This is a genomic window from Corynebacterium haematomassiliense (assembly GCF_013978595.1).
Classification (GTDB): Bacteria; Actinomycetota; Actinomycetes; order Mycobacteriales; family Mycobacteriaceae; genus Corynebacterium; species Corynebacterium lehmanniae.
Window position 1 is genome coordinate 316,008 of record NZ_JACDTZ010000001.1, and the last position, 25,254, is coordinate 341,261.

Annotated in this window: 29 protein-coding genes and 2 pseudogenes; 16 read left to right on the top strand and 15 right to left on the bottom strand. The window is 65.9% G+C overall.

The annotated features are described in order from the left end of the window. Positions 1–11 precede the first annotated feature (11 nt). The 4 genes from H0193_RS01530 to H0193_RS01545 are packed head-to-tail and all read left to right on the top strand — an operon-like array spanning position 12 to position 4,252. Positions 12–887: an NUDIX hydrolase gene (locus H0193_RS01530; protein ID WP_181888254.1), complete on the top strand. Its 876-nt coding sequence runs from the start codon at positions 12–14 to the stop codon at positions 885–887. After that, positions 877–2,016, top strand: coding sequence for a THUMP-like domain-containing protein (locus H0193_RS01535; RefSeq protein ID WP_181888255.1), 1,140 nt, complete (start codon positions 877–879; stop codon positions 2,014–2,016). The genes H0193_RS01530 and H0193_RS01535 overlap by 11 nt, the downstream gene beginning before the upstream one ends. 10 nt (positions 2,017–2,026) lie before the next feature. Further along, positions 2,027–3,136: a cysteine desulfurase family protein gene (locus H0193_RS01540; protein WP_181888256.1), complete on the top strand. Its 1,110-nt coding sequence runs from the start codon at positions 2,027–2,029 to the stop codon at positions 3,134–3,136. A 51-nt stretch (positions 3,137–3,187) separates the two neighbouring features. Next, entirely contained in the window at positions 3,188–4,252 is a 1,065-nt protein-coding gene (locus H0193_RS01545; protein WP_181888257.1) for a glycoside hydrolase family 25 protein, read from the top strand. Positions 4,253–4,260: 8 nt separating this feature from the next. Here the strand turns inward: H0193_RS01545 and H0193_RS01550 are convergent, their stop codons facing one another. The 6 genes from H0193_RS01550 to H0193_RS01575 all read right to left on the bottom strand — a co-directional run bounded on the left by H0193_RS01550 (position 4,261) and on the right by H0193_RS01575 (position 9,347). Beyond that, on the bottom strand, positions 4,261–5,049 hold the full coding sequence (locus tag H0193_RS01550; RefSeq protein WP_181888258.1) for a spermidine synthase: 789 nt from the start codon (positions 5,047–5,049) through the stop codon (positions 4,261–4,263). Between the two features lie 14 nt (positions 5,050–5,063). Then, on the bottom strand, positions 5,064–5,813 hold the full coding sequence (locus H0193_RS01555) for an ABC transporter permease (RefSeq protein WP_181888259.1): 750 nt from the start codon (positions 5,811–5,813) through the stop codon (positions 5,064–5,066). Between the two features lie 3 nt (positions 5,814–5,816). Next, on the bottom strand, positions 5,817–6,563 hold the full coding sequence (locus H0193_RS01560; protein WP_070474859.1) for an ABC transporter permease: 747 nt from the start codon (positions 6,561–6,563) through the stop codon (positions 5,817–5,819). Continuing rightward, positions 6,560–7,474, bottom strand: coding sequence for an ABC transporter ATP-binding protein (locus H0193_RS01565; protein ID WP_181888260.1), 915 nt, complete (start codon positions 7,472–7,474; stop codon positions 6,560–6,562). Before H0193_RS01565 ends, H0193_RS01560 begins: the two co-directional genes overlap by 4 nt. An 83-nt stretch (positions 7,475–7,557) precedes the next feature. Then, entirely contained in the window at positions 7,558–8,238 is a 681-nt protein-coding gene (locus H0193_RS01570) for a response regulator (RefSeq protein ID WP_181888261.1), read from the bottom strand. After that, the gene (locus H0193_RS01575; RefSeq protein ID WP_181888262.1) at positions 8,235–9,347 is read right to left on the bottom strand and encodes a sensor histidine kinase; all 1,113 of its coding nucleotides are present in this window, start codon (positions 9,345–9,347) and stop codon (positions 8,235–8,237) included. Before H0193_RS01575 ends, H0193_RS01570 begins: the two co-directional genes overlap by 4 nt. A gap of 138 nt (positions 9,348–9,485) precedes the next feature. On the opposite strand from H0193_RS01575, the gene H0193_RS01580 reads away from it, so the two are divergent. Both H0193_RS01580 and H0193_RS01585 read left to right on the top strand, forming a co-directional pair. After that, on the top strand, positions 9,486–9,674 hold the full coding sequence (locus H0193_RS01580; protein WP_181888263.1) for a hypothetical protein: 189 nt from the start codon (positions 9,486–9,488) through the stop codon (positions 9,672–9,674). 5 nt (positions 9,675–9,679) lie between these two features. Continuing rightward, positions 9,680–10,342, top strand: a complete 663-nt coding sequence (locus tag H0193_RS01585; RefSeq protein ID WP_181888264.1) for a hypothetical protein — start codon at positions 9,680–9,682, stop codon at positions 10,340–10,342. A gap of 59 nt (positions 10,343–10,401) precedes the next feature. Here H0193_RS01585 and H0193_RS01590 read toward each other — a convergent pair whose 3' ends face one another. Further along, positions 10,402–10,689, bottom strand: coding sequence for a metal-sensitive transcriptional regulator (locus tag H0193_RS01590; protein ID WP_070569367.1), 288 nt, complete (start codon positions 10,687–10,689; stop codon positions 10,402–10,404). Between the two features lie 31 nt (positions 10,690–10,720). After that, positions 10,721–12,667, bottom strand: a complete 1,947-nt coding sequence (locus H0193_RS01595) for a heavy metal translocating P-type ATPase (protein WP_392399014.1) — start codon at positions 12,665–12,667, stop codon at positions 10,721–10,723. Between the two features lie 30 nt (positions 12,668–12,697). Between H0193_RS01595 and H0193_RS12545 the strand changes: the two genes are divergently transcribed. The 4 genes from H0193_RS12545 (at position 12,698) to H0193_RS01610 (ending at position 15,364) form a co-directional block, all read left to right on the top strand. Beyond that, positions 12,698–12,922 carry a hypothetical protein gene (locus H0193_RS12545; protein ID WP_392399013.1) on the top strand — a complete coding sequence of 75 codons (225 nt, stop codon included), beginning with the start codon at positions 12,698–12,700 and terminating at the stop codon, positions 12,920–12,922. 114 nt (positions 12,923–13,036) lie between these two features. Then, positions 13,037–14,116, top strand: a complete 1,080-nt coding sequence (mnmA, locus tag H0193_RS01600; protein ID WP_181888266.1) for a tRNA 2-thiouridine(34) synthase MnmA — start codon at positions 13,037–13,039, stop codon at positions 14,114–14,116. A 10-nt stretch (positions 14,117–14,126) separates the two neighbouring features. Further along, positions 14,127–14,984: a uroporphyrinogen decarboxylase/cobalamine-independent methonine synthase family protein gene (locus H0193_RS01605; RefSeq protein ID WP_181888267.1), complete on the top strand. Its 858-nt coding sequence runs from the start codon at positions 14,127–14,129 to the stop codon at positions 14,982–14,984. Further along, positions 14,981–15,364 carry a hypothetical protein gene (locus tag H0193_RS01610; RefSeq protein ID WP_181888268.1) on the top strand — a complete coding sequence of 128 codons (384 nt, stop codon included), beginning with the start codon at positions 14,981–14,983 and terminating at the stop codon, positions 15,362–15,364. The genes H0193_RS01605 and H0193_RS01610 overlap by 4 nt, the downstream gene beginning before the upstream one ends. A 7-nt stretch (positions 15,365–15,371) precedes the next feature. Here H0193_RS01610 and H0193_RS01615 read toward each other — a convergent pair whose 3' ends face one another. The 3 genes from H0193_RS01615 to H0193_RS01625 are packed head-to-tail and all read right to left on the bottom strand — an operon-like array spanning position 15,372 to position 16,871. Next, positions 15,372–16,046, bottom strand: coding sequence for a 3'-5' exonuclease (locus H0193_RS01615; RefSeq protein ID WP_181888269.1), 675 nt, complete (start codon positions 16,044–16,046; stop codon positions 15,372–15,374). A 43-nt stretch (positions 16,047–16,089) separates the two neighbouring features. Then, entirely contained in the window at positions 16,090–16,713 is a 624-nt protein-coding gene (locus H0193_RS01620; RefSeq protein ID WP_181888270.1) for a Fic family protein, read from the bottom strand. Continuing rightward, positions 16,704–16,871 (bottom strand): hypothetical protein, encoded by a 168-nt coding sequence (locus H0193_RS01625; RefSeq protein WP_181888271.1) that lies wholly within the window; start codon positions 16,869–16,871, stop codon positions 16,704–16,706. Before H0193_RS01625 ends, H0193_RS01620 begins: the two co-directional genes overlap by 10 nt. Positions 16,872–16,956: 85 nt before the next feature. On the opposite strand from H0193_RS01625, the pseudogene H0193_RS01630 reads away from it, so the two are divergent. The 3 genes and pseudogenes from H0193_RS01630 to H0193_RS01640 all read left to right on the top strand — a co-directional run. Beyond that, positions 16,957–17,196, top strand: a pseudogene (locus H0193_RS01630) (DDE-type integrase/transposase/recombinase); the annotation flags it as partial. Positions 17,197–17,401: 205 nt separating this feature from the next. Continuing rightward, positions 17,402–18,004: a TetR/AcrR family transcriptional regulator gene (locus H0193_RS01635; protein ID WP_042529878.1), complete on the top strand. Its 603-nt coding sequence runs from the start codon at positions 17,402–17,404 to the stop codon at positions 18,002–18,004. Between the two features lie 85 nt (positions 18,005–18,089). Beyond that, a complete protein-coding gene (locus H0193_RS01640; RefSeq protein WP_181888272.1) occupies positions 18,090–19,277 on the top strand; it encodes an MFS transporter in 1,188 nt (395 codons plus the stop codon). Between the two features lie 149 nt (positions 19,278–19,426). On the opposite strand, the gene H0193_RS01645 is transcribed toward H0193_RS01640, so the two are convergent. After that, positions 19,427–19,771: an ArsR/SmtB family transcription factor gene (locus tag H0193_RS01645; RefSeq protein ID WP_181888273.1), complete on the bottom strand. Its 345-nt coding sequence runs from the start codon at positions 19,769–19,771 to the stop codon at positions 19,427–19,429. A gap of 104 nt (positions 19,772–19,875) precedes the next feature. Between H0193_RS01645 and H0193_RS01650 the strand changes: the two genes are divergently transcribed. From H0193_RS01650 to ligA, 3 genes and pseudogenes are all read left to right on the top strand, one after another. After that, complete coding sequence (locus H0193_RS01650) at positions 19,876–20,550, top strand: MFS transporter (RefSeq protein WP_202032077.1); 675 nt, start codon at positions 19,876–19,878, stop codon at positions 20,548–20,550. An 8-nt stretch (positions 20,551–20,558) separates the two neighbouring features. Next, positions 20,559–21,270 (top strand): annotated as a pseudogene (locus H0193_RS01655) (IS6 family transposase). Positions 21,271–21,486: 216 nt separating this feature from the next. Further along, positions 21,487–23,514 (top strand): NAD-dependent DNA ligase LigA, encoded by a 2,028-nt coding sequence (ligA, locus tag H0193_RS01660; protein WP_181888274.1) that lies wholly within the window; start codon positions 21,487–21,489, stop codon positions 23,512–23,514. Here the strand turns inward: ligA and H0193_RS01665 are convergent. The 3 genes from H0193_RS01665 to H0193_RS01675 are packed head-to-tail and all read right to left on the bottom strand — an operon-like array spanning position 23,459 to position 25,211. Next, the gene (locus H0193_RS01665) at positions 23,459–23,737 is read right to left on the bottom strand and encodes a hypothetical protein (protein ID WP_070474869.1); all 279 of its coding nucleotides are present in this window, start codon (positions 23,735–23,737) and stop codon (positions 23,459–23,461) included. The two genes, ligA and H0193_RS01665, sit on opposite strands and share 56 nt — an antisense overlap. Beyond that, a complete protein-coding gene (locus H0193_RS01670) occupies positions 23,734–24,747 on the bottom strand; it encodes a serine hydrolase domain-containing protein (protein ID WP_181888275.1) in 1,014 nt (337 codons plus the stop codon). The genes H0193_RS01665 and H0193_RS01670 overlap by 4 nt, the downstream gene beginning before the upstream one ends. Then, positions 24,747–25,211 carry an ArsR/SmtB family transcription factor gene (locus tag H0193_RS01675; RefSeq protein WP_181888276.1) on the bottom strand — a complete coding sequence of 155 codons (465 nt, stop codon included), beginning with the start codon at positions 25,209–25,211 and terminating at the stop codon, positions 24,747–24,749. Before H0193_RS01675 ends, H0193_RS01670 begins: the two co-directional genes overlap by 1 nt. Between the last annotated feature and the right edge of the window lie 43 nt (positions 25,212–25,254).

Below are 25,254 nucleotides of genomic sequence, written 5' to 3' on the forward strand. Positions count from 1 at the left end.
GGTTTTCGGCCATGCCCACGAGAAGGAATCGCACCCAGGGCGTGCTGACGCACGACGTCGGCGACACCATCGACGTCCACGAGCGCAGCGGGTTTCAAGGTGCCCGCCTGTCCGCGACGGTGATGCTGCTTCGCGACGGTGCGGACGGGCTCGAAGTGTGGATGCAGGAGCGCGTGTTATCCATGCCGAATTACCCGGGCATCACGGTCTTTCCCGGCGGCGGGGTGGATTCGCGCGATTTCCCGCCGCGCGCGTGGGACGACGGCGAGCTGTGGCTCGGCCGCTCCGCCATTTCCCTGGCCCGCCAGCTGGGCGTGACCAAGTACAAGGCGCACGCGCTGCTGTTCGCGGCGGTGCGCGAGCTGTTCGAGGAGACCGGCACGCTGCTCGCCGTGGACGACGACGGCGTGTTGCTGGGCGACGCGCGCCCCTTCCACGAACACCGCCTGAAGCTGGAGTCGCACGAGCTTTCGCTTACCGACGTGCTCCGCGAGTCCAACCTCAACGTCTGCGCCGACCTGGTCAAACCGCTCGCGAGGTGGGTAGGCAAGTCTGAAAGCGGCAACTGGTTCGACACCTTCACCTTCGTCGCCGCCAACCCGGAGGGTCAGGAGCCGGATTCCAACACCGAGGAGGCGGACGACGCCAACTGGTTTCCGCCCCAGCTGATCTTGGAGGGTTGGCGCCACGGATTGGTGCGCCTGGCGCCCTCGACGTGGGCGCAGCTGAACGAGGTGGCGCGCTTTGCCGACGTGGAAGAGGCGCTGGCCGCCGCGTGGCGCGCGGACTTGTCGCCGATGGTGGGCGACCCGGTGGACGACCTGCGCTACCACGACTTCTTCTCGTTCACGCCGATGGACAGGATTGGACGCCGCGGTGGGATTTAGCGTTGCAGAAGCCCGCTTTTTGGCGGCGCACGCCGGGGAGATCGCAGACGTTGCGCCGGAGGTGGCGCTGACCAAGCAGTCGGTGTTCGCGGACCGCGCGGTGCTCGACGCCCGCTTCGGCGAGTACGCCCGCGCTGTCAGCGTGCTCATCTCCTCCCAGCGCGCGGCGGTAGGGAAGTTCCCAGGGGATTGGCTCACCGACGCCGACGCCGTCCAGCAGGCCACCCCGGCGCGCGTGGCGCGTGTGAGGGCGCAGCGGATTGCGGCGGCCGGGGTGGAGTTCGTCCACGACGTGACCTGCTCGGTGGGCTCGGAGGCGCCGGCGTTTCGTGATGCTGGCGTGGCCTGGCTCGGCTCCGACCTGGACGCCGCCCGCCTGGTCATGGCCAGCCACAACCTCGGGCCGGACGCCTGGCTGGCCCGCGCGGACGCACTTGCGCCGGTGAGCAAGGGCGGGGCGGTGGTGGCCGACCCCGCGCGCCGGGCCGGCGGCAAGCGCATCACGGACCCCGCCAAGCTCCTGCCGCCGCTGCCGGACCTGCTGGCCGCGCACGCAGGCCGCGAGATGGCGGTCAAATGCGCGCCGGGCATCGACTACTCCGGGTGGGACGGGCTGGTTAGTGTCGTGTCCGTGGATGGGGGAGTCAAGGAGGCGTGCCTGTATACGCCGGGGTTGGCGGGCGGAGCTCGTCGAGAAGCAGTAGTGCTGCGGGACTCTGAGGAGCGCGTCACCGACGACGAGCCGGACGAGGTGGAAATCACCGCGCCGCGCAAATGGATCATCGAGCCGGACGGGGCGGTGGTGCGCGCCGGGCTGGTTCGGCAGTGGGCCGCGCGCCACGGCCTGAGCATGCTGGACGAACACATCGCCTACACCACGGGAAATGCGATCCCGGAGGGTTACAGCGGCTTCGAGTTCATCGAGGCGGTGCCGCTGCGCGCGCTGAAGAAGACGCTTGCCGGCCACGGCGCGGGCAGCGCGGAGATCCTCGTGCGTGGGGTGGACGTGGACCCGGACCAGCTGCGCAAGAAGCTCAAGCTGCGCGGGGACAGGCAGATGGGCGTGGTGATCGCGCGCGTGGGCAACGACGCGGTGGCGCATGTGTGCGGCGCGCGCGTGCACGCCTAACCTTTGGGGCATGGTCTACCTCGATCACGCAGCCACCACTCCCATGCGCCAAAGCGCCATCGACGCGTGGGTGGAGCACGCCGGCGCCCTCAACGCCGGCAGCCAGCACGCCGCCGGGCGCAAGGCGAACGCGGTGCTCGCCGACGCGCGCGAGCGCATCGCCGCGGCACTTGGCGCGGACCCGGTGGAGGTGGTGTTCACCGGCTCCGGCACCGAGGCGAACAACATTGGGGTGCGCGGGCTTCACGACGCCTCCGGCGGCGGCCGCGTCGTGTCCACCCCGATCGAGCACCCGGCTGTGCTCGAGGTAGTCAAGCCTCTGGACCAGACCGAATGGCTGCCGGTAGGGCGAAACGGCGTGGTTTCGGACCTTGCCGCGCTGGATGCCCCGGCCGCGGTGGCGGCGGTGATGTGGGCGAACAACGAAACCGGCGCGATCCAGCCGGTGCGCGAGGCGGTTGCGCGTGCCGAGGCCGCGGGCACCCCGGTGCACGTGGACGCGGTACAGGCGGTCGGGCACATCCCGGTTCACTTCCACGAGCTCGGCGCGGCCACGCTTGCGGCCAGCGCCCACAAGTTCGGCGGCCCGCGCGGGATGGGCCTGCTTCTGGCGCGTCGTTCGCCGGCGCCGAAGCCGGTGATCCTGGGCGGCGGGCAGGAGCGCGGCATCCGCTCCGGCACAGTGGACGTGGCCTCGGCCGCGGCGACGGCGGCGGCGCTGGAGGAGGCTGTCGCCGAAATGGGGCAGGAGCAAAAGCGGATCGCGGGCCTGCGCGATGCGGTCATTGCTGGGGTGAAAGAGACGGTGCCGGAGGTGATCGTCGCAAAGCATGAGCCCTGCCTGCCGGGGCACGCGCACTTCATGTTCCCCGGGGCGAACGCGGATGCGCTGATCATGCTGCTGGACGCGCAAGGGATCCAGGTGTCGGCCGGGTCGGCGTGCGCCAGCGGTGTGCTGCGCATGAGCCACGTGCTGGAGGCGATGGGCTTCACTGAGCGCGAGGCGATGGGCGCGCTGCGCGTAACGGTGGGGCGGACGAACACGCGCGAGGACGTGGAGAAGTTCCTCGCCGCGATCCCGGAGGTGGTGGAGCGGGCGAGAGCCGCCGGCGCGCTGTAACTTGCGTGTCGCGTGTGGTGCGTGTGACTTGAGTGGTTTAGTGTGTCGGTCATGCAGATTTCTCGCCGCATCCGTACCGCAGCCGCCGCCGTGACCGCGCTCGCCTTGGGCCTGAGCGTGATCAACCCGGTGACCGGGCCCGCAGACGCCCAGTCCATCCCGGGCGTGGTCTCCGGCGTGGACGTGGCGGGCCACCAGCGCCCGGGCGGCGCCGCCATTGACTGGCGCTCCGTGAGCACCGTCGGCGGCCAGGATTTCGCCTACGTGAAGGCCTCCGAGGGCGACGGCTGGAAGAACGACTTCTACGACGAAGACGCCCAGGCCGCGGCCGACGCCGGGCTGAAGGTGGGCGCCTACCACTACGCGCGCCCGGCGGAGGACCCGGTGGCGCAGGCGCGCTACTTCGCCTCCGTGGTCAACGACGGCCCGGCCACCCAGCTGCCGCCCGTGCTGGACCTCGAGGTCGATGAAGGCCTGGGCCCGGTGCAGCTGGCGGGCTGGACGCAGGCGTTCCTCTCCGAGCTGGAGGCGCGCACCGGCAAGCGCCCGATGATCTACACCTACCGCTACTTCTGGTACGAGCGCATGAACGATACCCGCGCCTTCACCTCGTACCCGCTGTGGCTGGCGGCTTACCAGAACCGCCCGCCGGCCCCGGTCGGCGGCTGGGACAAGCTTTCCTTCTGGCAGCGCAGCGATTCCGGCCGCGTGGTAGGCATCAACACGCCGGTGGACATGAACATCTTCAACGGCAACGCCGCGCAGCTGGGCCAGTTCGCGGCCGGCGACCTGCGCGCAGGCGGCGGCGTGCTGGAGCAGTTCCAGGCGCCGGATTCCGGCGAGCTGAAGGTGCTCGAGCAGGACAGCACCAAGCTCGTTGTGGCCATTCTCGCGCTCGCCGCGGGCGGTCTGGGTGCGCAGCAGCTTATCGACGCCGCCCGCCTCGCCGGCTTCGACCCGACCGACGCGGACAACATCGCCAACCTCGTCCGCGCGTTGGCGGGTCAGGGCGAGCTGCCGATCGAGGACCTGCAGAAGATGATGGTCGGTGACTACCAGATCGGCGACCTGCTCATCCTGCTGGACAACGCCGCGAAGGAAGCGAACAAGGGCTAGATCGAGCGCTAGTCGTGCCGCGGTGTCGTCGCCAGGCGGCGGCACCACGCCTCGTCCTTGAACTGCGCCGGCACCCCGCCTTTGAGCAGGTTGCGGGTGAGCGCGTCGCTCGCCTCGAGCGGCAAGTTCGCGCCGATGAGGACGATGTTGCCGTAGCGGCGGCCCTTCAGCATCGGCGGATCCGCGATGGCCGCGACGTGCGGGAACACCTCCAACATCCCCGCCAGCTCCTCTTTGGCTTCCTTGAGGTCCGAGTGCGAGCCGCAATTGGCCACGTAGAAGCCGCCTTCGCTTAACGACGTCCACGCCGCGGCGTAAAACTCCACCGTGGTGAGGTTTCGTGGGGTGGTGGCGGAGGTAAACACGTCGCGGATGATCACGTCGCGGGTCGCAGGCTTGAACGCGTCGGTGACTTCGCGCGCGTCGCCGACGCGGATTTTCACGGTGGGGGACCGGGGGACGTCGAAAAGCTCGCGCGCAAGGACGGCAAGCTCCGAATCGATCTCGACGACCGTGCTTCGCGAGCCGGGCCACGCCGCGGCGAAGTAGCGGGCGAGCGTGCACGCTCCGCCGCCGAGGTGCGTCAGACGCGACTTCGCCCGCGCGGGCTCCGGGTAGGCATCGTCGAGGAAATCTGCCATCCAGCGCATGTACTCGAAATCCAGCCGGGTCGGCTCGCCGGGGACGACGTGGGAGCTGGGCACGCCGTTGACCAGCAGCACCATGGAGCCGTCGGGTTCGTGCAGGACTTCGGCGACGCCGGTGTCGATCTCGTGAAACTCACTTTTGGCAGCCATGGCTGGTGAGAGTACTAGAGGCGCGCGTCGGTCCCGCGCAGGTAGGCCACAGAGGCGGCCCATCCGGCCGCCGCGAGTGCGGCCGAGGCGAGCACCACGGTCAGAACGGTCCCGGCGTCGATTGCGCCGGCGTCGGCGACAGCGGTGCTGCCCAGCCACAGCGTTTCCGACAGCAGCGCCGGCGCCGAGACGAACCGCACGCCGGGCATGCCGGACGCGAGCGCGCCGAAGGAGATGAGGCTGGCCACCACGCCGATGCCGATGGGGACCGCGAAGTTGCGGATCACCATGGAGAAGAGCGACTGCCAGGCCGCCACCGCCACCATCGGCGCCAGCGACAGGAACGCGGCGGCGAGGAGGTAGACGGGGATCTCGCCCGGCACGCCGAGCACCAGCCCGACTGCGAGCGCGAGGATCACCAGCACCGCGTGCATCATTGCGGCGACGACGCTGATCGCCGCGATCTTTGCGGCCACGAGGCTGCCGGTGCCGCGGGTGGAGGTGAGCATGGTCAGCCAGTTGTGTCCTCGGTGCTCCACGCGCCAGGCGTACGCGGCCAGCACTGCGATGCCGGCGGTGCAAAACAGCAAGCCGTAGAAGAGCATGATCTGGGAGAAGTAGCTGTCCCATCCTGCGGTCAGTGTTTCGGAATTGGCGGAGTAGTTGCCGGCGCCGATGCCGACGGCGATGAGCGGCACGAGGACCACCACCGCCCACATGTGGGAGCGCTTGAACTTCAGCAGGTCGTTTGTGATCAGGTGCATGGTTTAGATTTCCTTCCGGTCCAGTGCCTTCGAACCTGCGGTGAACACTGCGGCGGCGAGCACGAGGTATGCGGCCCACAGCCACCAGCTGGGCTGGGTCGGCGCGACGCCCGACTCGGTGAAGCTGAACGGCAGCAGCACGGCGTAGTAGCCGAAGGGGTTGAGCGCTGCGAGCCAAGACGGGGAGAGCAGCGCGGCGACGCCTAAGAACCCGCCGACGATGCCGACGCCCAACACGACGATCTGGGAATCGACCACCGCCGCCAGCAGCAGCATCACGGCCAGCAGCGCAATGCTGGTGCCCACAGCGCCGAGCCCGAAGCGCAGCCACGTGGAACACATCGCCGCGTCAGGGGCGGGTGCGCCCATCGCGACGGGCAGCGCGAGGGTTGCGGCGAATTCGAGCGCGGTGAACACGACCACGATCAGGCTGGCAACGCCGAACTTCCGGGAAAGCAGCGTCCCCGGCCTCGTGCCGGCAATCGCGTTGAGCCGCCACCCGCCGCTCGCGTGCTCCGCGTCGACGATGCGGCTGGCCACCAGCGCCAGCTGCAGGGGAGTGAGAAACGCCAGGGCCATGCCCAGCCCGACGAGGTGGCTGGCCCATTGAGTGTGCGGGTCGGCCTGGAAGTCGGCGATGGGATCGCCCGCGAACAGATTCATGTTGGCAAACAGCACGATGCCGGCGCACATGAGCAGGCACAGCAACACAATCTTGGTGCGCTTGAGCTTTGCAAACTCGACCATCATGCGCCCATCGCCTCCTTGCCCGTCAGGCCGATGAAGACGTCTTCCAGGCTGCGCCGCTTGCGCACCACCTGGTGCAGCGCCACGCCGTGGGAGACGAGGTGGGCGCAGGTCTCGGCGACCTGGGCGTCGCTAAGCCCGGAAAGCTCCAGGCCACCCTCGACGTAGGTGGGGCCAAGCGCTCGCAGTACCTCGGCGGCGGCATCGGGGTGAGGGGTTTGGATGAACACGTCCGGCAGCTGCGCGCTGTAGAGCTCGTCCTGCGAGCCCTGAAAGACCAGTTCGCCGTGGTTGATGATGGTCAAATCCGAGGCCATCTTCTCAATCTCGGACAACAGGTGGCTGGACACCAGCACGGTGCGGCCGTGGTCGCGGGCGAGGCTGATGATTAGCTCGCGGATCTCCTCGATGCCGGCGGGGTCGAGGCCGTTGGTGGGCTCGTCCAGGATCAGCAGCTGCGGGTCGCGCACCAGCGCCATCGCGATGCCGAGGCGCTGCTTCATGCCCAGCGAGTAGTTCTTCACCAGCTTGTCCATGTGGTTCTCCAGGCGCACAAGCTTCACTGCGCGGCGCGCCTGCTCCTTGTCGGCGCCGAGCAGGCGGGTGACTATGCGCATGTTCTCCCCGCCGGTTAAGTGCGGGTAGGCGGCCGGAGCCTCAATGAGCGAACCGACGCCGGAGAGCACCTTCGCCCGGTTGGCGCGGGTGATCGGCTGGCCCAACATCGTGATTTCGCCGCCAGTCGGCGCGATCAGCCCGAGGAGCATCTTCATGGTGGTGGACTTGCCGGAGCCGTTCGGCCCGAGCAGCCCGTGCACCACGCCCGGCCGGACTTCGAGGTTGAGGTCGTGGACAACGTCTGTGCTTCCGTAGGTCTTGGTCAGGCCCCGGGTGTGAATGATCGGTGTTTCCATGCGTTCAAGGTTCGCGCATGGCACGGGCCTTCCGCGTCGGCGCGGGGCACGATTTTGGACGTGATACCCAGGTATGACGCGCCTTAGGAATCCAGCAGGTCCGCGCGCGAGACCAACCCGGTGCGGTACGCGAAAAGGGCCGCGTGCACCCGGTCGCGCGACTGCGTCTTCGCCAGCACCCGGCCCACGTGCGTCTTCACCGTGGGCATGGAGATGAACATCCGCTCCGCGATCTCGCCGTTGCTCCAGCCCCGGGCAATCGCGACGAGCACCTCGCGCTCGCGCTCGGTGAGCTCGCCCAGCGCGAGGCGGTCGGCGGGGGATAAGGCCACCGCATCTTCTGTCGGGGCAGCAAGCTTTGCGACGATCCGGTTCGTCGCCCTCGGCGAAATCACCGCGTCACCGCCTGCAACCGTGCGGATCGCGTCCAGCAGCGCCTCCGGTTCGGCGTCCTTGAGCAGGAACCCGCTCGCGCCCGCGCCGATCCCGCCGAGCACGTAGTCCTCGTCGTCGAACGTGGTCAGCACGATCACCTTCGTGTCCGGGTGGTGCTGGGTGATACGCCGGGTGGCGGCGATGCCGTCGAGGACGGGCATCTGGACGTCCATAAGCACAATGCCCACCGGATCGCTATTGCTTGCCTGCACTGCCTCCTCGCCGTTTGCGGCGAGCCAGCGGACCTCCATGTCCGGCTGGGAGTCCAGCACGTTGCGGATGCCGTGGAGAAACAGCGCTTGGTCGTCTGTGAGTCCGAGAGTGATCATGAGTTCAGCGGGATCCTTGCTGTTGTGGTCCAGGTGCCGGCGGGGGTGGCGGCTGCGGTCACTGTGCCGCCGGAAAGCGCCGCGCGCTGCCGCATGCCCTCCACGCCGTGGCCCGGACGGGTGGCCGCGCCGGGAGCGACCGGGTTGGTTGTTTCCACCACGACGTTATCTGCGCCCCAGCGCACCGCGAGCTGGGCGCGGCCGGTGCCGTGCTTCATGGCGTTGGTCAGGGATTCCTGCACGATGCGCTGGACGGTGAGCGCGGTTGCCGGGGCCAAGTCCCCGGGAGGTGCGCCCTCGGCGGTGTATGCGACCTGGAGCCCGCCCGCGCGGCTGGTGGCGACAAGGCCGTCGATGTCCAATTCCGTCGCCGGTTCAAGGGGGCGCTGCTCGGCGCTTCGCAACAGCTCCACCACGCCGCGCATCTGGCGCAGCGAGTCGCGGCCGACGCCGCCGATGGTGCGCAGCGCCTCGTCTTTCGCCTCCGGGGTGGCGGCGAAGCGCGCGCCGTCGGCCTGCGCGACGATGACGGTCAGCGAGTGGGTGACAATGTCGTGGATCTCGCGCGCGAGGTGGGCGCGCTGCTCCTGGGCATCGCGCTCGAACTGCTCGCGCTGCCGGGCCAGGTCCTTCTCCGCGGTCTCCTCGGCCCGGCGGCGCAGTTCACCGAACAGCAGCGCGACGGTGAGCAGAATGATGCTCCAGAAGACGTAGGGGATCCGCTCAACCGGTTCGAGTGCGGTGAGCGCGGGGATGACGAACGCGGTGGCTGCGGCGTCGCCAAGCAAAAGTGCAGCCGTGGCGATATCGCGGTGCGGGGCAGGCAGGTGGCGCCTGGCGACGTACGCGGCGAAGGACGACACAGCGATGGCGCCGACGGGGAGGGTTTCGCAAAACGCCGTGGGAATGAGCACCGCGACAATCGCAGCGAACGTTTCCAGGGGCCAGCGCCAGCGGGTAAACGGGGCCACAACGGCGCAGGCTAGCAGCGCGAGTCCGACGACCAACTGCCGCGAATCCGGCAGCAGCCCAATCAGGCAGGCAACCAGCATGACCGCCGCCATGCTGGCATTGCGGATGCGCACTGCGCGGGTGGTGGAAAAGTTCATGGCCGTCCACGCTACTTGCCGCTGCGAGCGGCCACGTCGTACTGCGGTATGACGTTTAAGAATGAAGGTCTTGCGCTATCATCGCTAGTACTGATCCAGAGGATCGACGTCTGCGGGACATTCGCGAAAGGAGGGCAAATGTCGACTCCGGTTCCCCGAATGCTTTCGAACGACGAGATCATCCAGGAATTGGCAAACATCGAAAAAGAGATGCAGCCCTACAACGTCGAAGTCCTACGTAGGCTGCGAGACGCAGGTGCCTTGAAGTTCGACGAAGAACGTCTGCTGGAACGTCACGAAGCCTTGTCGTGGATGCTTAACGGGTAAGTGCTTTGACCGACACAGCCTGGGTACAACACGCGACTACGTTCGTCGGGGAAATCCAGGATCTGCTCGAAAGCACACTAGTAGGGTCCACCACACTCGAAGTTTTCGAGAATTCCAAAGAGAGCCTTCGATCGTGGTTCAAAATCTCGAAGGAACTCGTAATAGGCAAATCTGGAAGCAATCGATTACATCTTGCTGTCGAGTTCCGGTTGCGTCCAAGCAGTTCCGGGAGCGGTGTAGCCGTCGAGAAAAGCTCGATAAAGGTCGAATTTAGAGCTACGCAACGCTTTGTACCCATTGTTCGGTTCGAGTTCGACCGCGAAGCCAGAAACAAGCCCTCAAGTCATTTTCAGTTTCACGCGGAATCTGTACCGCTGGGATTGCTCCTGGCAAGAAGCGGGCGCTACGAGACCGCGGCGCAGCAGCAGAATATTCACTTTCCCCTCGGTGACCCGCAGTTCCGCGTCACGGTGGAGGATGTTGTGGAGTTAGTTGTTAGAGAATTCGATGCACAACCAATGCCGGGGTGGGAGGAACGCGTGGAAGAGGGGCGTAGACGATTCGTAGAAAAGCAAACGGAAGCAGTAATACGTCGGGACCCCACCAAAGCAGCTGAGGTATTGCGCTCCGCTGGATTTACTGTGCATCCTCCATCAGACATAGGCTGACGTTTCACCTTTCGCTGAGTACGGACACGCAACAGACGCACGAGTCCTCCCACGGCTGTCTAGGACTTCACCATTCGCGCGATTGCGGCGGACGCCTCTTCGATCTTGGCGTCGGCTTCCTGCCCGTCGCTGATCGCATCGGCAACACAGTGCTTCAAATGGTCGTCCAGCAAACCCAGTGCTACGCCCTTCAGCGCCGCGTTGACCGCACTGATCTGGGTGAGGATGTCAATGCAGTAGGCGTTTTCGTCGATCATGCGGTGGATACCGCGGGTTTGCCCCTCGATTCGTTTGAGCCGGGCGAGGTAGCGGTCTTTATCGCTGATGTAGCCGTGGTCGTTCATCATGGGCCTCCTGAGTGGTGTGGACGGTGTCGGGTCACTTGGACCGGTTAAGTATCCGGTCGGCGCTGCTCTGCGGGGTGAGGTCGAGGCGGCGGAGCAGCTGCGCATTGAGGGCGACGACGACGGTCGAGGCCGACATCAGAATTGCGCCGACGCTCATCGGCATCACGAACCCGATTGGGGCGAGGATACCGGCAGCCAGCGGAACGGACAGCAGGTTGTAGCCGGCCGCCCACCACAGGTTCTGCTTCATCTTCCGGTAGGTCGCACGGGAGAGCTCGATGACCGAAAGCACCGATCGCGGGTCGGAGCTTGCCAGGACGACGCCCGCCGAGCCGATCGCCACGTCTGTGCCGGCACCGATCGCGATGCCGACATCGGCCTGGGCCAGCGCGGGGGCGTCGTTGACGCCGTCGCCGACCATGGCGACCTTGTGGCCCTCGCCTTGCAGTTCCTTGACTTTCGCGGCCTTGTGCTCGGGACGCACACCCGCGAAGACCCGGTCAATGCCCAGATCCTTGGCGACGGTGTCCGCGACGGCCTGCGCGTCGCCGGTGATCATGACGACCTGGGCGCCCGCAGAGTGCAGTGCGTCGACGGCGTCGCGGGACTCGGGACGGATCTCGTCGGCAAGCCGGAGTGCTCCGATCACTTCGCCGTCGGCGAGGACGTGGAGAATGATCGCGCCCTCCTTTCGCCACTCGTCTGCGATGGGGAGCTCTTCGGCGGAATGCTTCTCAAGCAGGTAGGGGCCGCCGACCTCGATTACCTCACCGTCAACAGTTGCCTTCACGCCCACGGCTGGCGACGAGGAGAAGTCGCTGGCACTCGGCACAGCCACGTCACGGGTCTCCGCCGCACCGGTGATGGCGCGAGCGAGTGGGTGCTCACTGTCCGCCTCGGCGGCCGCTGCCAGCGCGAGCACGTCTGCTTCCTCATATCCGCTGATGGTGTCGATCGCGGTGACGGTGGGTTCGCCTTTGGTGAGGGTGCCGGTCTTGTCGAACAACACGGCGTCGACGGTGCGCATGGATTCGAGAGCGAGCCGATCCTTGATCAGTACCCCGCCGCGGGCGGCGCGCTCAGTCGCAATCGAGACGACCAGCGGGATTGCGAGACCTAGGGCGTGAGGGCAGGCGATGACGAGCACCGTAATGGTGCGCACTACGGCGTCGTTTGGCATGCCGACGACGGTCCAGACCACGGCGGTCAGAATGGCGGCGCCGAGGGTGAACCAGAACAACCACGCGGCGGCCTTGTCTGCGAGGCGCTGCGCCCGCGATGACGATTCTTGCGCATCGGTGACGAGCTTTTGAATGCCGGCCAACGCGGTGTCGCCACCCGTGGCTGTGACCTCGATGCGCAGACCCGAGTCTGTCGCGATGGTGCCAGCGACCACGTGCTCGCCCTCACCGCGCCGCACCGTTTTCGACTCACCGGTGACCATCGACTCGTCCATGCTGGCGCTGCCGTCGACGATTATGCCGTCGGCAGGCACGGACGCGCCGGGCCGCACGATCACGACATCGCCGACCTCAAGATCCGCCGGGGTGACCTTCACTACTTCGTCGCCGTCGATCTTCTCGGCCTCGTCGGGCAGAAGTGCGGCGAGCGAATCCAGGGCCGAGGTGGTCTGGGCGAGGGAGCGCATCTCGATCCAGTGCCCCAGCAGCATGATGACCACCAGCAGCGCCAGTTCCCACCAGAAATTCAGCTCGCGGTCCAGCAAGTTCAGGCTCGCACCCCAGGAGGAGACGAAAGCGACCGTGATCGCCAGGGCGATCAGCAGCATCATGCCGGGTTTTCGTGAGCGGATCTCGGAGACAGCACCCGTCAAGAACGGGCGACCTCCCCAGAAGTAAATGACCGTGCCCAAGAGCGGCGAGATCCAGCGGGTCCATTCCGCGTCAGGTAGCTGGTAGCCGATGAGGTGGGCGAAGGTTTCGCTAAATCCGACGACCGGGATCGCGAGAACCAGCATGATCCAGAAGAGCCTGCGGAACTGGGCTACGTGATCGCCATGGCCTGCGTGGCCCGCGTGGCCATGGCCTCCATGTTCTCCGTGGCCCGCGTGCTCTGTGTGGTTGTGGCCGGCAGGGCCTCCGTGGTTGCTGTGTTCGTGATGGCTGGCGTGCCCACCGGGTTCGGTGCTGGAGTGGGCGTGTCTGTCGTTCATGGTTCTGTCCTCTCGTTGCAGTTCATCGTTGTGGTCGGTTCGGTCGTGCCGGGGGCCTAGCACGACGGCCGTCTTCCACCTTAATACCCCAGGGGGGTATGTGTCGAGGGGGTGTTTCCACGCGACCAGCCGGACGTTTCACCTTTCGCCTTCACGGGACTACACTGCGCCGACATGCGAGTATTGGCGGCCATGAGCGGGGGAGTGGACTCCTCTGTCGCTGCTGCGCGCCTGGTGGAGGCGGGCCACGACGTTGTCGGCGTGCACCTTGCACTGAGCAAGGACGCGCAGCAGACGCGCGAGTCTGCCCGCGGCTGCTGTTCCCTGGAGGACTCCGCCGACGCGCGCCGCGTGTGCGACCACCTGGGTATCCCGTTTTACGTGTGGGACTTCTCTGACCGCTTTAAAGAAGAGGTCATCGACAACTTCGTGTGGTCCTACGAACACGGCGAGACCCCCAACCCGTGCCTGCGCTGCAACGAGAAGATCAAGTTCGCGGCACTGCTCGACCGCGCGGTGACCTTGGGCTTCGACGCGATCGCCACCGGGCACTACGCAATTATCGACGACCAAGGAAACCTCCGCCGATCCACCGACCCGAAGAAAGATCAGTCCTACGTGCTCGGCGTGCTCACCCGCGACGAGCTGGACCGCTGCATCTTCCCTGTAGGGGATACTGAAAAGCCGCAGATCCGCGAGGAGGCGGCCCGCCACGGGTTCGCCACTGCGTCCAAGCCGGATTCCTACGACATCTGCTTCATCCCCGACGGCAACACCCAGGCGTTTCTGGGCCGCTCGATCGGCATGCGCCCCGGCATGATCAAAGACACCGAGGGCCACGAGTTGAAAGAGCACGACGGCGCGTTCCAGTACACGATCGGCCAGCGCAAGGGACTGAACATCCGCGTGCCTGCGGAAGACGGCAAGCCGCGCTACGTCACCGACGTGGACACCACCACCGGCACGGTCACCGTCGGCCCTCGCGAGGCGCTGAAGGTCCACGAGATCACCGCCGACCGCCTGAAGGTGCTGCACCCGGCGATGGAGGGCGAGTTCGAGGCCAACGTGCAAATCCGCGCCCACGGCGGGGTCGTGCCCTGCACTGCCCGCATCGACGGCGATCAGATGACGCTCGCCCTGCACGAGCCGCTCGAGGGCGTGGCGCGCGGCCAGGCTGCGGTGCTCTACCTGCCGGACCCGGACGGTTTGGGCGACATCGTGCTGGGCTCCGGAACCATCTGCGCCACTGCGTAACATCGGCTCCGTGACAACACTTCCTCCCACAGCGTTCGGCCTCGGGCCTCTGCCCGGCACCGACCTCGCGCAAGCCGCGGACGTGGTGCTCTCCGAGTCGCCGCTGCCGCACGTCCCGCAGCTGCCGGACCGTGGCGCCGGCTCGGACCTGATCGGCCGCACCGCCGCGATGCTGGAAATCCCCGTGGCGCGCGGGCCCCGCGGCTGGCGCGTGGCGGCTCGGGCACGCAAGGATGCCGACCGCATGGAGCGCGACCTCGACCACCTCGAGGAGCTCTGGCACGGCAAGGCGGACACCGTGAAGGTGCAGCTGGCCGGCCCGTTCACGCTCGCCGCCGAGATCGAGATGGCCAACGGCCACCGCATGATCACCGACCCTGGCGCGCTTCGCGACCTCACAGACGCGCTGTTGGAGGTGTGCGTGGGGCACCGGAGGGACGTCGAGAGGCGGTTTGGCAAGAGTGTCTTGCAGTTGGACGAGCCACGCCTGCCCGAGGTCGTCGCCGGCACGCTGCAAGGCGCGACCGACTTCGAGACCATCCGCGCGATCCCCGAGCCGGAGGAGACGCTCGCGCGCTTCGGCGAGCACCTGCTGCATACGCCCAAGCTTGTCGACGTTCCGTGGCTCACCTGCGACCCGCGCCGCGCCGGCAAAGACGCGCTTGCCCGGCTGCTGGACGCCGGCACACGCATCGCGATTCCCGTTATGGCCCCGCGCGAGCTGTACAACCTCTTCGACGAGCTGCAGCTTGACCCGGCCACCACGACCGTGGACGTCTACGCCGAGCCGGCCGCCACACTGGTGGACAGCGCGGCGAACTACCGGGCGGCCCGGGAGATGGCCGAGGCACTTACAGTGGAGGCATGAGCGCACCGCTGCACTGGGACAAGAAGAAGGCCGACCTCTCCACAGGGATCGTTTTCGGCGTGATGTTCTTCGTCGTCTTCGGCCTCATGATGGACGACATGATTTTCGGCATTGCCATCGGCATCGCGTTCTTCGCCGCGTTTGGGCTTTTGTCGGGCAAGCGCGAGGCCGATTTTGACGGGCAGACGCTGCGCCTGGTGGAGAAGAAAGAGACCACAGAGCTCGATTCCGCCAGCATTGCCGACGTGATCATCAGCGAGTCGGGCGCAATGGTGGTGAAGACGAAGTCGGGGGAGACGTACTCGGTCGAATCCGAGGGCGACAACCGGGGTCTGCACGACTTCGCCGAGAAGCTGCGCGCGGAGCTTGCGCTCAACTAGCCCAGAACTAGCCGAGCATGGGCCAGCCGGGCAGCACGTTCGAAGCGTCGCGGCCCTGGGACTCGAAGTAGCGCTTCCGATCCTCCTGCAGCGTGAAGTACTGCACCGCCTGATATTCCATGAGCTCGCCGGTGTCCATCTGGGCAAGATCCGGGTAGAGCTTGCGCACCTGCATCCACGCCACACGCGCGGCGGCGAACGCGTCGGCGGTGGCCTCGTGCGCGTTGTCCAGCCGCACGCCGTAGTGCTCGCACATCGACGTCAGGTTGCGCGGGCCTTTTCGGTAGCGGTCCTTGGCGCGGTCGATGAGCAGGGGGTCGAATACCGGTCCGGTGACCGTGAAGTCACCGGTGAGCTGGCGCAGCACCGTCAGGTCGTAGGGGGCGTTGAACACCACCAGGGTCAGTCCGTCCTCCCAGCCCTGCTTGATCGCCTCCACGGTCTCGCGCACCACCTCGTCGTGGTCGCGTCCCTCCGCGCGGGCCTTCTCGGTGGTGATGCCGTGCACCTTCGCGGCCTCTTCCGGGATCTCCACCCCAGGGTCGGCGAGGGTTTCGTTGGCGTCGACCTCGGAGCCGTCGATACGCACGAGCGCAGAGGTGACCACACGGGCCTCGCGCGGGTTGGCGGAGGTGGTCTCCAGGTCGAAGGAGAGCATGCGGGAGGCGTCGAAAGTGGCCATGAGCGACATTGTAATGAGCGCGCCGACACGGGCAGCGGGCAAGTCATTCGCCGAGCGTACGCACGCTGATGAACTCCGACAGAGGCACTGGGTCGCGGTTGAGGTCGTAGGCGCGCAGCAGGCGGATGTATTCGGACTTATCCAGGTCCCAGTCGTACTCCTGCGCGTGCGGGAGGCGCTGCGCGGCGGCGAAAACGAGGTCTGCCATGAGACGGGTGACGCGACCATTGCCGTCCGAGAACGGGTGAATGCGGACGAGCTCTGCGTGGGCGGCAACGCCCAGCTGGCGGGCGGTGAGAAGCCTCTCGCTGGCCTGGTAGCCGAGGTTGCCAAACGCGGTGTGCAACTCCGTCGAAATCAGGTGCGGATCCACCCCAATGTTCAGACCCGTCCGACGCAGTGCCCCGGCCCACGTCCAGATGCCCCCGAAGAGCTGTTCGTGGAGGTGTACGAGAAACGACGTGGTGAGGATGTCGTCGAGGGAAAGCCGGGCGGCGTCGACGCTTTCGAGCAGCCGGGTCCGGGCGATAAGAAGCAACTCTGTTTCGAGGTCGTAGATCTCAGCCTTGCTAGGAATTCGGCCGTACCGGTCGAGCACCAGCGGCTCCAAAGCGTCGATGCGATCACCTTCGAGTGGTGTTTCGCCGTACCCGGGGCTTAATCCCAACCGCGTGCCCTTCGGAGGTCAGAAAGAAGTGCGGCGGTCGTTTGAGAACGCGAGTACTCGGACGGCAGGCTGCGGTTTTCTAACTTCATTGATGCCACTGCTGCTTCGCGGGAAAATTCCGTGAGGGTCTGAACGGCGATTGTTCGTGCTTCGGTCATGTGCTGGCCTCCTTCCTCAAAAACATCCTAGATGGTGCTGTTGCAAAGTTGGGGCAGTAGGAAGAGCGACGTGAAATAATCACAGCCATGGGTATCTGAACACCGGCAGGTGAAATACCTCAACAACATCCTGGAAGGCGACCATGGTCGGCTGAAGCGGATCCTCGGGCCGAAAGACGCGTTTAAGAACCGGACATCTGCATATCGGACGTTGAAAGGGATGGAGGCGATGCACTCATTGCGGAAAGGGCAAGGCACGATGTTTGCCTACGGGCAACCGAACCCGGACGCGGTGATCGTCAACCGGGTCTTCGAGACGGCCTGAGAACGCCCACACGCAGCGGCCATCAGGGAATGAGAAACTGAGTCTTCGCCGCTCTCCCCCCCAACTTTGCAACAGCACCTATACGAGCCAGGTGCGCGTCATGCGGGCAGCCCATTCAACAACGGCTGCACCAGTCGACGCTGCGTCGGTCACGGCCTGTGTTTGTTTTGTACTCCATAGTCCATCAACTGCTAGCATCGCGGATATGGGTAGACCAAGAACGTTTGACGAGGCGACGGTGCTGGATGCCGCGGCCGCGCAGTTCAGGGTGCGTGGATTCGCGGACACGTCGACTGAGCAGTTGTGCGCGGCGGCCGGGGTGCGGCGGAGCAGCCTGTACAACGCCTTCGACTCCAAGGATGAGCTGTTCGTTCGAGCACTGGAGCGCTATGTCGAGGTCACTGGTGAGAGTCAGGAGGCGGTGCTCGCCGATGCCGAACTGGATGGCTTCGCACGCGTGAGCGGTGTTCTGAATCTCATGATCGCCGAGGAGTACGAGGCGTCCACTGAAGGGCACGCGGCCGGGTGCATGGTCGTGACGACACGCATGACGCCGGACCGCGGCAGTCAGGACCCGCGCGTCGCCCGCATCCTCGACCGTGCACTGGGACGCCAGCTCGCGATGCTGGAGCACGCCGTCAGGGCCGGCAGGTTCGACGGCAGCCTCCGGCCGGACCTGGACGCTCGGGACACCGCACTGCTGGTCGTCACCCTGATCTCAGGGATTCGCGTCATGGCACAGGCCGGCTCCGCACCCGAGGAACTGCGGCGGATCGTCGCACTCGGCCTCAGTGCCCTGACACCTTGATACGCCACTACTGAGAAATCCGTGAGCTGTCGGGCTCACCTGCACCTTTATTTTGTACTAGAGAATCCACATTGGAGACCGAGCAATGAAGAAATACCTGTACGTACTGATGCTCACGATCATGGTGGTGGTCATGAGCGAGTTCCAGACCGCGGGGATGATGCCGCAGATCGCCGCAGACCTGGGCGTCTCGACCGGCCAGGTCGGGACGGTGGTCACTTTGTACGCGCTCGGCATGGCGCTCGGAGGCCCGCTGCTGGTGTACCTCCTGCGGCATCGCCCACCCAAAGCCTCGCTGTTGATCGTCATCGGAACCTATGCCGCGCTGGAGGTCCTGGTCCCGCTGATCCACGAGTTCTGGTGGCTGGCACTGCTTCGCGTTCTGACCGGATGCCTCTCCGGCGCCGCCTATGGCATCGCCGTGGCCTACAGCGCCCGACTGGCCCCGAGTCCGGAGAAGATCGGCGAAGCAGTGTCCATCGTGCTCGGCGGCATCATGATCGGAACCGTCATCGGCCTGCCGCTGTCGCACTTCCTCGCGGCCCGCTGGGGCTGGCAGTCCAGCTTCTACATCCTAGGCATCGCGGCCTTCGCCGTGTTCCTCATCAGCCTGCTCACCCTGCCCGCCCGTGAAGCCGCCACCCAGGAAGCCGCCGCACAGGACCTGCGCAAGCTGCGCTCGCCGAAACTCTGGTCCAGATACCTGGTCAGCCTGCTGACCATCGGCGCAGCCTTTGCCGGCTTCTCCTACTTCACCCCGCTGCTGGAACAGAACGCCGGCTTCGCGACGAATACGACGACCCTGATCCTGCTCGCCTACGGGATCGTGTCCTTCATCGGCAACCTCATCGTCGGCAAGTTCGCCGACCAGCACGCCATCGGCATCCTGCGCATCGGACACACACTGCTATTCATCTCACTCGCGCTCCTTGGAGCCTTCAGCAACGCACAGCCGCTCGTGCTGGCCATGGTGCTCATCGTGGGCGTCGCCGGAGTGCCGATGAACCCCGCCATGGTCGCCCGCGTCGCTGAAATCGGAGGAACCGGGAACATGGTCAGCACGGTGCACACCTCCGTCATTACCATGGGCGTCGCCCTGGGATCAGCAATCGGCGCGCTCGCCATCGGCCGAGCCGGTGACGATCCCTCCGCAGCCATGTGGATCGGAGCATCCTTCGCCGTTCTCGCCACACTCACCCTCGCAACACAAGCACGAGGCAGAAGACAACCTCTTCGACCGCCCCATGCAACTGAAACAGTAGATTGTGTCTGATCTGCTGATCTGATCAGATCACATCTCAAATCGGCAGGCCCGTCGATCTCCTGGACCATCAAACAGACGTAGCTACTTTCGCATCCCAACGGCGTTCTCGTCTCCATGTAGCGCTGTGTTGCTTATGACACTTGGTCGAGCGGGTCGGACTACTTGAGCCCGACGGGTGCGGCGTCCTCGTCCGCCGAACTCAGGACGGATGCCAGGAGTCCGGGGAAGCGTTCTTCGAGGTCGTCGGCGCGCAGATGGACGTAGCAGCGGGTTCCTTCGTCGCGGGTGCGGGTGATGCCCGCGCTGCGCAGCGTTTTCATGTGGTGGCTCAGCGTCGACTTCGACACGGGGGCATCCAGTTCGCCCCACTGCCGCTCTTGCCCGTCGGAGAGCAGGCAAACGATGCCGAGGCGTAGCGGATCGGACAGCGCGGAGAGCACTCGCGTGAGCGAGAGGTCCGCGGTGGCCGGGTGCTTGGTGTCCGCATGGTCGGTCGGGGGCATGCCTCGATCCTACCTTGTTCGCCGCCTATCGAACGATCTGCTAACGTGTTCGATGTTCGTGAAACATAGAACATCACCATGCTTCGACGCGACCGGAGGTGCCCATGCCCCGCAGTTCCCTGTGGCTTACCGCCCTGTTCATCGCCACGCTCTCGCTCGGCACCGACGAGTTCGTGATCGCCGGCGTGCTCAACACCGTCGCCGCCGACCTCGACGTCACCCCCGGCGCGGACGGCCAGCTCGTGACCGGCTTTGCCTTCGCGTTCGCCCTGGGCGCTCCGGTGCTCGCGGTCTGGTTGGATCGCTACCCGCGCCGGCTCGTCCTGTTCGGCGGGCTGAGCGTGTTCGTGCTGGCGAACCTCGGCTGCGCGATCGCACCCGACCTGACCACGCTCTTCATCCTGCGGATCGTCGCGGGCTTATCGGCTGCAGCGGTCTCGACCACCGCGTTCGCCGCCGTGGCCGAGGGCGCGCCCGAGGGCAATCAGGGCACCTACCTGTCCGTGGTCACCGCAGGGCTCACGGTCGCCCTGTTCACCGGCGTGCCGGTGGGTACCTGGCTCGCCGGCGCGTGGGGCTGGCGCGCTACGTTCGTGCTCATCGCGATCGTCGCCGCCCTGGCCGCGATCATCGCGCTGACGACGATGCCCCGCCTGCCCGGAGCGAAGCCCGGCACTCTCGGCGAGCGTCTTGCGCCGCTGCGCAACCCCGGCGTGCTGCGCATGGTCGCCGCGGTGCTGTTGCAAAGTTGGGGCAGTAGGAAGAGCGACGTGAAATAATCACAGCCATGGGTATCTTCTCCGGTCGTCATTTCCCCCCGTGACATCATTCTGTGGGCAGTGCGGTGGTACTGCCGCTACGGGGTGAGCTACCGCGATCTGGAGGAAATGATGACCGAGCGGGGCGTGCCGGTCGATCACACCACGATCTACCGCTGGGTCCAGAAATACGCCCCTGAGCTGGACAAGCAAACACGGTGGTACCGGCAGGTACCTGACTGGCAGGCCAGTTCCTGGCGGGTGGATGAGACCTATATCCGGGTCGGCGGCAGGTGGTGCTACCTCTATCGGGCGATCACCGCCGGTGGCCAGACCCTGGACTTTTACCTCTCTCCGAAGCGGGACGTGGCCGCAGTGAAGCGTTTCCTGGCCAAGGCTCTCAGATCCAATGCGTCAGCCGGGTATCCCAGAGTGATCAACACCGATAAAGCACCCTCCCTAGCCAGGTCAATCGCCGAGTTGAAGTCAGAGGGAATCTGCCCGCCAACAGTGGTACACCGGCAGGTGAAATACCTCAACAACATCCTGGAAGGCGACCATGGTCGGCTGAAGCGGATCCTCGGGCCGAAAGACGCGTTTAAGAACCGGACATCTGCATATCGGACGTTGAAAGGGATGGAGGCGATGCACTCATTGCGGAAAGGGCAAGGCACGATGTTTGCCTACGGGCAACCGAACCCGGACGCGGTGATCGTCAACCGGGTCTTCGAGACGGCCTGAGAACGCCCACACGCAGCGGCCATCAGGGAATGAGAAACTGAGTCTTCGCTGCTCTCCCCCCCCCAACTTTGCAACGGCACCTCCTAGATGCACCGGTGCACCGATGAATAGAAACTTGTCGGGCCCGCGGAAATCCAGGGCGCGCCAAGCATCACCTCTCTAGTCTTGGCACTCTTCAACAACTATGTACCCGTGTAAGACCTACACTGGCTTGCCGTGAGTGAAATTTCCGCTGATCTGCACCGTGAATGGGACGAGCTGGCCGCTGAGGTCCGCAAGCACCGGGACCTGTACTACAACGGCCAGCCGGTGATCACCGACGGCGAGTTCGACGAGCTGTTCCGCCGCCTTCAGAAGATGGAGGAGGATCACCCGGAGCTGGCGGTGCCGGATTCGCCCACGAAGGAGGTCGGCGCACCCGCTACCGACACCGCGTTCGCGGACGTGACCCACCCCGAGCGCATGATGAGCCTGGACAACGTCTTCAATGAAGACGAGATGCGTGAGTGGCTCTCTAAGGCGCCCGGCCCGTACTTGACGGAGCTGAAGATCGACGGGCTGTCCATCGACCTCGTTTACGAAAACGGCGAGCTGACCCGCGCGGCCACCCGCGGCGACGGCACAACCGGCGAGGACATCACCGCCAACGCCCGGGTGATCGAGGACATCCCGCAAAAGCTCACTGGCGACGCCCCGGCGTTCCTGGAGGTCCGCGGTGAGGTGTTCATCCGCCCCGAGGACTTCCCGGAGCTCAACGAGCTGCGCCAGAAGGAAGGCGGCAAGCCGTTCGCCAACCCGCGCAACACCGCGGCTGGTGGGCTGAGGCAGAAGAACCCGGAGGACGTCAAGAAGCGAAAGCTCCGCATGATCTGCCACGGCATCGGCGCGCGCGAGGGCTTCACCCCGAAAAGCCAACACGAGGCGTACGAGAAACTCGCCGAGTGGGGACTGCCGGTCAGCGAGTACACGCGCCGGGCTGAGACCGCCGACGAGGTCATCGAGGCGGTCAATTACTGGGGCGAGCACCGCAACGACGCCATCCACGAGATGGACGGCTTGGTGGTCAAGGTGGATTCCGTGGCCGAGCAGCGCGCGCTGGGGGCGACCTCGCGCGCGCCGCGCTGGGCCATCGCGTACAAGTACCCGCCGCAGGAGGTGACCACGAAGCTGCTCGACATCGAGGTCTCCGTTGGCCGCACCGGCCGCGCGACCCCGTTCGCGGTGCTGGAGCCGGTGTTCGTCTCCGGCTCGACAGTGTCCATGGCCACGCTGCACAACCAGCACGAGGTCAAGCGCAAGGGCGTGATGATCGGCGACACGGTGGTGGTGCGCAAGGCCGGCGAGATCATCCCGGAGGTGCTCGGGCCTGTGGCGGATCTTCGCGACGGCACCGAGCGCGAGTTCGTCTACCCCGAAAACTGCCCCGCCTGCGGCACGAAGTTGGCACCCGCGAAGGAGGGCGACGCGGACTGGCGCTGTCCGAACACCCGCTCCTGCCCGGCGCAGCTGGCCACGCGCTTGGAGTACATCGCCTCGCGCGGCGCGTTCGACATCGAAGCCCTCGGGGAGAAGGGCGCGGTCGACCTCATCGCCTCCGGCGTGCTCGAGGACGAGGCGAAACTCTTCGATCTCACCGAGGACGACCTGAAAAAGTCCAGCGTGTACACCCGCAAGGACGGCGAGGTCAACGCGTCGGGCAAAAAGCTGCTTGCCAATCTGGAGACCGCCAAGGGCGCCGACCTCTGGCGCGTCATCGTCGCGCTATCCATCCGCCACGTCGGCCCCACCGCGGCCCGCGCGCTCGCGTCGCGCTTCCACTCGATGCAATCGCTTATCGACGCCCCCGTGGCCGACCTCGCCGAAACCGACGGTGTGGGCGACGTGATCGCCGAGAGCTTCAAAGAGTGGTTCACCGTGGACTGGCACCAAAACATCGTGGACAGCTGGGCCGCGGCCGGCGTGACTATGGAATCCGCCGAGGAGGACCGCGCCCCGCAGACCCTGGAGGGGCTGACCATCGTCGCCACCGGCACGCTGGAGGGCTTCACCCGCGATGAAATCAAGGAAGCCATCTTGTCGCGCGGCGGCAAGGCGGCCGGCTCGGTGTCGAAGAAGACCGACTACGTGGTCGTGGGCGAAAACGCCGGATCGAAGGCCGCGAAGGCGGAGGAGCTGGGCCGGCCGATCCTCACCGAGGCGCAGTTTGTGCAGCTGCTCGAGGGCGGCCCCGACGCGCTTGCGTAAGGCGCGCGGCGCTCAGGCCGATCAGTGCAGCCGCCCAGACGGCGAGGGCCCACCACAGCCAGATGGGGAACTGGCCGTTCCAGTTCACGCCGAATGAGAGCAACCACACCACCGCTGCGGAGATCACAGCGTTGACGAGGGCGTAAGTGGGGCCCTTGGCGTTCCGCACGGCGCTGAACGTCGCGGACGCAAGGAGCAGCAGGATCATGACGAGTGCGATCATCGGGTCTCCTTCATAAGGTCGATGCCGAGCGCGTCCACCCAGGCTTCGGTGTCGCCCGCGACAAACGCGGCGCGGCTGTGGTCGGTGCGCTCGGGGTCCCAGACCAACATGGTGCGGAAGCCGCCGGTGCCGCCGTTGTGGAACGTGATCTCCTGTCCGTCTTCGTCGAGGCTTGCCCAGCCATAGTCGGGCACACCGTGCGAGGACACCCATTCCACGTATTTCGCCATGTCGGCAGCAGTGGAGCGGATCGCGCCGGCCGGGGCCCAGCCGTCCATGTCCCACGGGCCGGCGGGGTGCCCGTTGGCGGCCAGGCCTGTGGGTGCTTCGTCGACGGTGCCCGGTAGCGCCACGTAGGTCGACGTCATGCCGGCGGGCTCGAAGATGCGGGTGCGCAGCAACTCGTCGTAGGGCACGCCGGCATGCTTGGCAAGCAGTTGGCCGAGCAGCGCGTGGCCGTAGTTCGAGTACTGCTCCTCGCCGCGGTTGTTCAGCTCGGCGGAACCGGCGGCGTCGAGAATGTCTTGCGGTGTGTCGCGCCGGTAGGGGTTACCGCCATCGCGGATGTTGGCCGCGAACATGTCCGCGAGGCTGAGGCTTTCGGTGGTGGCGAGCCCGGAGGTGTGGTTGAGCAGCTCCTCGATGGTGACATCGGCAACGGGGGCGGAGGGGACGTCGATAAGCTCCTGCACCTGAGTGTCCAGGCTGAGCTCGCCGGCGTCGATGAACTGGCGGACCAGCTCTGCGTTGAATGTCTTGGTGATCGAGCCGATTTCGAATTCGGTGTGCTCGTCGGCGCCGAGGCCGCCGAAGCGGGCCTCTCCGTCGTCATAGGTGAAGGCGGCGAGGTTGTGGTGGCCGTTTTCCGAGAAGCTTTCGAGGGCGGAGGAGATCTCGGTATCGCCAGTGTGCTCGGAGGCCACGGAAATCTCACGGGGGCCGGTGGAGAGCATCAACGCGGCGGCGAGGACGGCGGAGATTCCTCCGGTGGCAATGTTGGTAGCACGCATCAGTGGTCCTCTCCGGCGATCACGATCGCCATCAGTGGGATGACGCGGGCCGGGGGAATCTCAAACATCCCGCCCTGCTTGCGCACCCAGCCGGCGGCCTGCAGTTCCTTCAGGTGGTGGTACGCGGTGCCGGTGGAGGAGACCAGCTCAGATTCGACCAGCTCCGTGACACTCGCTGGTGTGGCTAAGAGGTGGCGCAGGATGGCGCCGCGGACGGGGTGCGCGAGCGCGGCGATGCGGTCCATCGCGTCGTCCCACGGTTGGTCTGCTATCCAGGCTGTGGGGCGGATCCATTCGTACGAGTAAGTGCCGGTCGGCAGCTCCACGTCGCCTTTGAAGGTGACTGTGCCGTGGTGCGTTTTGTCGTCGGAAGCGGGGAGAGTAGTGGGTTCCAGCGATGCCGTCTGTTCGAGCGCGGTAACGCGAGCTTCTAGGTCAGAGAGGCGTGTTTCAATCGGTTGCATAGTTTCCAGAATTACAGAATTCTAGAAAGTGTGCAACGGTGTG

Coding starts and splice junctions, on each gene's coding strand:
- H0193_RS01530 (WP_181888254.1), top strand. CDS start 12: ATGCCCACGAGAAGGAATCGCACCCAGGGCGTGCTGACGCACGACGTC.
- H0193_RS01540 (WP_181888256.1), top strand. CDS start 2,027: ATGGTCTACCTCGATCACGCAGCCACCACTCCCATGCGCCAAAGCGCC.
- H0193_RS01545 (WP_181888257.1), top strand. CDS start 3,188: ATGCAGATTTCTCGCCGCATCCGTACCGCAGCCGCCGCCGTGACCGCG.
- H0193_RS01550 (WP_181888258.1), bottom strand. CDS start 5,049: ATGGCTGCCAAAAGTGAGTTTCACGAGATCGACACCGGCGTCGCCGAA.
- H0193_RS01555 (WP_181888259.1), bottom strand. CDS start 5,813: ATGCACCTGATCACAAACGACCTGCTGAAGTTCAAGCGCTCCCACATG.
- H0193_RS01560 (WP_070474859.1), bottom strand. CDS start 6,563: ATGATGGTCGAGTTTGCAAAGCTCAAGCGCACCAAGATTGTGTTGCTG.
- H0193_RS01565 (WP_181888260.1), bottom strand. CDS start 7,474: ATGGAAACACCGATCATTCACACCCGGGGCCTGACCAAGACCTACGGA.
- H0193_RS01570 (WP_181888261.1), bottom strand. CDS start 8,238: ATGATCACTCTCGGACTCACAGACGACCAAGCGCTGTTTCTCCACGGC.
- H0193_RS01575 (WP_181888262.1), bottom strand. CDS start 9,347: ATGAACTTTTCCACCACCCGCGCAGTGCGCATCCGCAATGCCAGCATG.
- H0193_RS01580 (WP_181888263.1), top strand. CDS start 9,486: ATGTCGACTCCGGTTCCCCGAATGCTTTCGAACGACGAGATCATCCAG.
- H0193_RS01590 (WP_070569367.1), bottom strand. CDS start 10,689: ATGATGAACGACCACGGCTACATCAGCGATAAAGACCGCTACCTCGCC.
- H0193_RS01595 (WP_392399014.1), bottom strand. CDS start 12,667: ATGCTGGTTCTCGCGATCCCGGTCGTCGGATTTAGCGAAACCTTCGCC.
- mnmA (WP_181888266.1), top strand. CDS start 13,037: ATGCGAGTATTGGCGGCCATGAGCGGGGGAGTGGACTCCTCTGTCGCT.
- H0193_RS01610 (WP_181888268.1), top strand. CDS start 14,981: ATGAGCGCACCGCTGCACTGGGACAAGAAGAAGGCCGACCTCTCCACA.
- H0193_RS01615 (WP_181888269.1), bottom strand. CDS start 16,046: ATGGCCACTTTCGACGCCTCCCGCATGCTCTCCTTCGACCTGGAGACC.
- H0193_RS01625 (WP_181888271.1), bottom strand. CDS start 16,871: ATGACCGAAGCACGAACAATCGCCGTTCAGACCCTCACGGAATTTTCC.
- H0193_RS01635 (WP_042529878.1), top strand. CDS start 17,402: ATGGGTAGACCAAGAACGTTTGACGAGGCGACGGTGCTGGATGCCGCG.
- H0193_RS01640 (WP_181888272.1), top strand. CDS start 18,090: ATGAAGAAATACCTGTACGTACTGATGCTCACGATCATGGTGGTGGTC.
- H0193_RS01645 (WP_181888273.1), bottom strand. CDS start 19,771: ATGCCCCCGACCGACCATGCGGACACCAAGCACCCGGCCACCGCGGAC.
- H0193_RS01650 (WP_202032077.1), top strand. CDS start 19,876: ATGCCCCGCAGTTCCCTGTGGCTTACCGCCCTGTTCATCGCCACGCTC.
- H0193_RS01665 (WP_070474869.1), bottom strand. CDS start 23,737: ATGATCGCACTCGTCATGATCCTGCTGCTCCTTGCGTCCGCGACGTTC.
- H0193_RS01670 (WP_181888275.1), bottom strand. CDS start 24,747: ATGCGTGCTACCAACATTGCCACCGGAGGAATCTCCGCCGTCCTCGCC.
- H0193_RS01675 (WP_181888276.1), bottom strand. CDS start 25,211: ATGCAACCGATTGAAACACGCCTCTCTGACCTAGAAGCTCGCGTTACC.